Origin of the sequence: Bacteroides sp. RTP31139st1_H2_RTP31139_211217 (genome assembly GCF_040227615.1) — a bacterium.
GTDB classification, from domain to species: Bacteria; Bacteroidota; Bacteroidia; order Bacteroidales; family Bacteroidaceae; genus Bacteroides; species Bacteroides uniformis.
This window is the reverse complement of record NZ_JBCNZM010000295.1, coordinates 1-2,584: the sequence shown is the minus strand read 5'-3', so window position 1 is coordinate 2,584 and position 2,584 is coordinate 1. Positions and strand designations below refer to the sequence as shown.

The following is a 2,584-nucleotide window of genomic DNA, read 5'->3' as shown; positions in this document are numbered from 1 at the left end:
CGAGTAGTTATTCCAGTTGCGGCTCCACAAGGTAGGCATCGAGATAACCGCTTCCGGATTGATTGTGGCGTTCTCAGGCAAATTGGCATAGATTCCCTTCACCGTCAGGTCAAACTGATGGTCATAATTAAGCGTTTTCCCTATAGGATTCTCCTCACCGAACACTTTCCTTGCAAAGCGTTCACTCAAGAAAATAATATCCTTCTGCACCAAGTCCTTTTCGGGATTGCCGTTCAGGACGTCGATGCCCATAGTACGAAAGAACAGCGAATCGGCTGCAATCTTCCTGTCATCAAGACGCACGCTTCCATTGTAAAGAGGAGCAGATACCATAGACGTGCTCAAACTTACTGCCGACTCCACCTCTTTGGGGAAGTTCTCCAAAATGGCCCCTGCCACGGGACCGCAATTCCACTCTTGAGGCTCAAACTTCTCTCCTTTCACCGAGAATATCGACCATACCTGATACAAGTTATCATAATCCTTAAAGCAAGTGTCAAAACTCTGTTCATATGCCACGCGGGAGAAAAGCAGAATACTCATCGTCAATCCCAATCCCAAAGAAATGACCTTGATGATATTCGAACCGCGTCCCCGCAGTAAAGTCTGAATTACATAATAGATTTGTTTCATTCCGTTTATCGTTTATTAGATTTATTTTCTTGCTTTTCATATTGCAGAAAGCGTGCCAAAGAATACACAAACCTGATTATCAGCGCATATCGTATTTCAGAAGAAGACAAAGGTGTCTAATTTTTAGACACTCCCGTCTAAAAATTAGACAGAGGCCGAATCTCTGTTCAGCCTCATAGAACAAAAAAAAGGGAAATTAGAAAAGAATCCATAAGAATGAAAACTTTACCTTTGCCCACAGTTTTCTAAAGATAGAGTATAAACGTAAAATGAAGCACCTGCACATGAAATTCCCCAAACTCTTATATCCTTCATTCCTATGCCTGCTTATAGCCGGCTGCGACATGATAGATTATCACCCTTACGATGTACACATCAGCGGTGAAACCGATGTCAATGCCCACAACATTGCCCAAATAGAGCAGAACTGCCAGAACAAGACAACAATCCGGTTCGTAACAATGGGTGATTCCCAGCGCTGGTATGACGAGACCGACGACTTTGTAAGCCACCTCAACAAGCGGGACGACATAGATTTCGTCATTCATGGCGGAGACGTCAGTGACTTCGGTGTAACAGACGAGTTCCTTTGGCAACGGGACATTATGAACAAACTCAAGATACCCTATGTGGTACTTCTCGGCAACCACGACTGTCTGGGCACGGGCGAAGAGACTTATCGCGTAATATTCGGAGACCCCAATTTCTCCTTCATTGCAGGACGGGTAAAGTTTGTCTGCCTGAATACCAACGCCATCGAATTTGACTACTCCCGCCCCATTCCCGACTTCGAGTTTCTTGCCGCACAGATACGCGACCATGAAGAGGAATTCGATAAAACCGTTGTGTCCATGCATATACGCCCGTTCTGCAACGAGTTCAACAATAATGTGGCACACGTATTCCAGCGTTACATCAAGGAATTTCCCGGACTGCAGTTCTGTACATCCGCACACGAACACCATCGCTTCGAGAAAGACCTCTTTGAAGATGGGATAATGTATTACATGAGCGACTGCATGAAGAACCGCAATTACTATATATTCACCATAACCCCCGACGGATATGAACGCGAAGTGGCATATTATTAATCACCTGGCATGCGCCGTCGTCTTCTTGTCGGTATGCTCTTTTTCTGCTTTTTCACAAGAGAGAGATACCATCTTCATCATAGAACACGATACCGTATGGATGGACCTGCAACCGGATGCCGTCATTGAAAGCCAGACCAGAGAGAACCGTTATGACCGCCGCGTACACCGCTACCGCAGGCATTGGGAGGCCTTGATTCCGACGCACACCAAAATTCAGTTTGCCGGCAATATGGGGTTGCTGTCATTCGGTACCGGATGGGATTACGGCAGAAGAAACCAATGGGAAACAGACGTATTCTTCGGAGTATTGCCCAAATATGACTCCAAACGTACCAAGCTGACATTCACTGTCAAGCAGAACTACCTTCCCTGGAGCCTGCAAATAAAACAGAGCCGTTTTTCTGTAGAACCGCTGGCTTGCGGTATGTATCTGAACACGGTATTCGGCGATGAATTCTGGGTCAATGAACCGGAACGCTACCCTAAAGGATATTATGGTTTCTCCTCTAAGGTACGCATCCATGCATTCTTAGGACAGCGCATCACTTACGACATCGACCCGCAACGACGGTTCACGGCCAAAGAAATCACTTTCTTCTATGAAATAAGTACATGTGACCTATATGTAGTCAGCGCCTTCACCAACAAGTATCTGAAACCCAAGGATTATCTGAGCTTGTCATTTGGCATCAAACTGCAACTGCTATAAATTTTTTCAGTACCGCCATGAGCTCTTACTGAAGTTGCTACAAACTAATTTCTGTTTTACTTAAATCTATTCGTCCCACAATCGTTATATTATCGTCCGACAGCTGTTGAATTATCGTCCAACAGTTATCGGACGATAATTCAACAGC

General features: G+C 45.1%; 3 protein-coding genes. 2 read left to right on the top strand and 1 reads right to left on the bottom strand.

Annotated elements, in window-relative coordinates:
• On the bottom strand, positions 1 to 633 hold a 633-nt coding region (locus tag ABUA47_RS24155), incomplete at its 3' end, for an ABC transporter permease (protein WP_349832217.1).
• Positions 634 to 917: 284 nt separating this feature from the next.
• Between ABUA47_RS24155 and ABUA47_RS24150 the strand changes: the two genes are divergently transcribed.
• Both ABUA47_RS24150 and ABUA47_RS24145 read left to right on the top strand, forming a co-directional pair.
• Complete coding sequence (locus tag ABUA47_RS24150; RefSeq protein WP_034529839.1) at positions 918 to 1,724, top strand: metallophosphoesterase family protein; 807 nt, start codon at positions 918 to 920, stop codon at positions 1,722 to 1,724.
• Positions 1,699 to 2,436 carry a hypothetical protein gene (locus ABUA47_RS24145; protein WP_005827685.1) on the top strand — a complete coding sequence of 246 codons (738 nt, stop codon included), beginning with the start codon at positions 1,699 to 1,701 and terminating at the stop codon, positions 2,434 to 2,436. Before ABUA47_RS24150 ends, ABUA47_RS24145 begins: the two co-directional genes overlap by 26 nt.
• Positions 2,437 to 2,584: the final 148 nt, after the last annotated feature.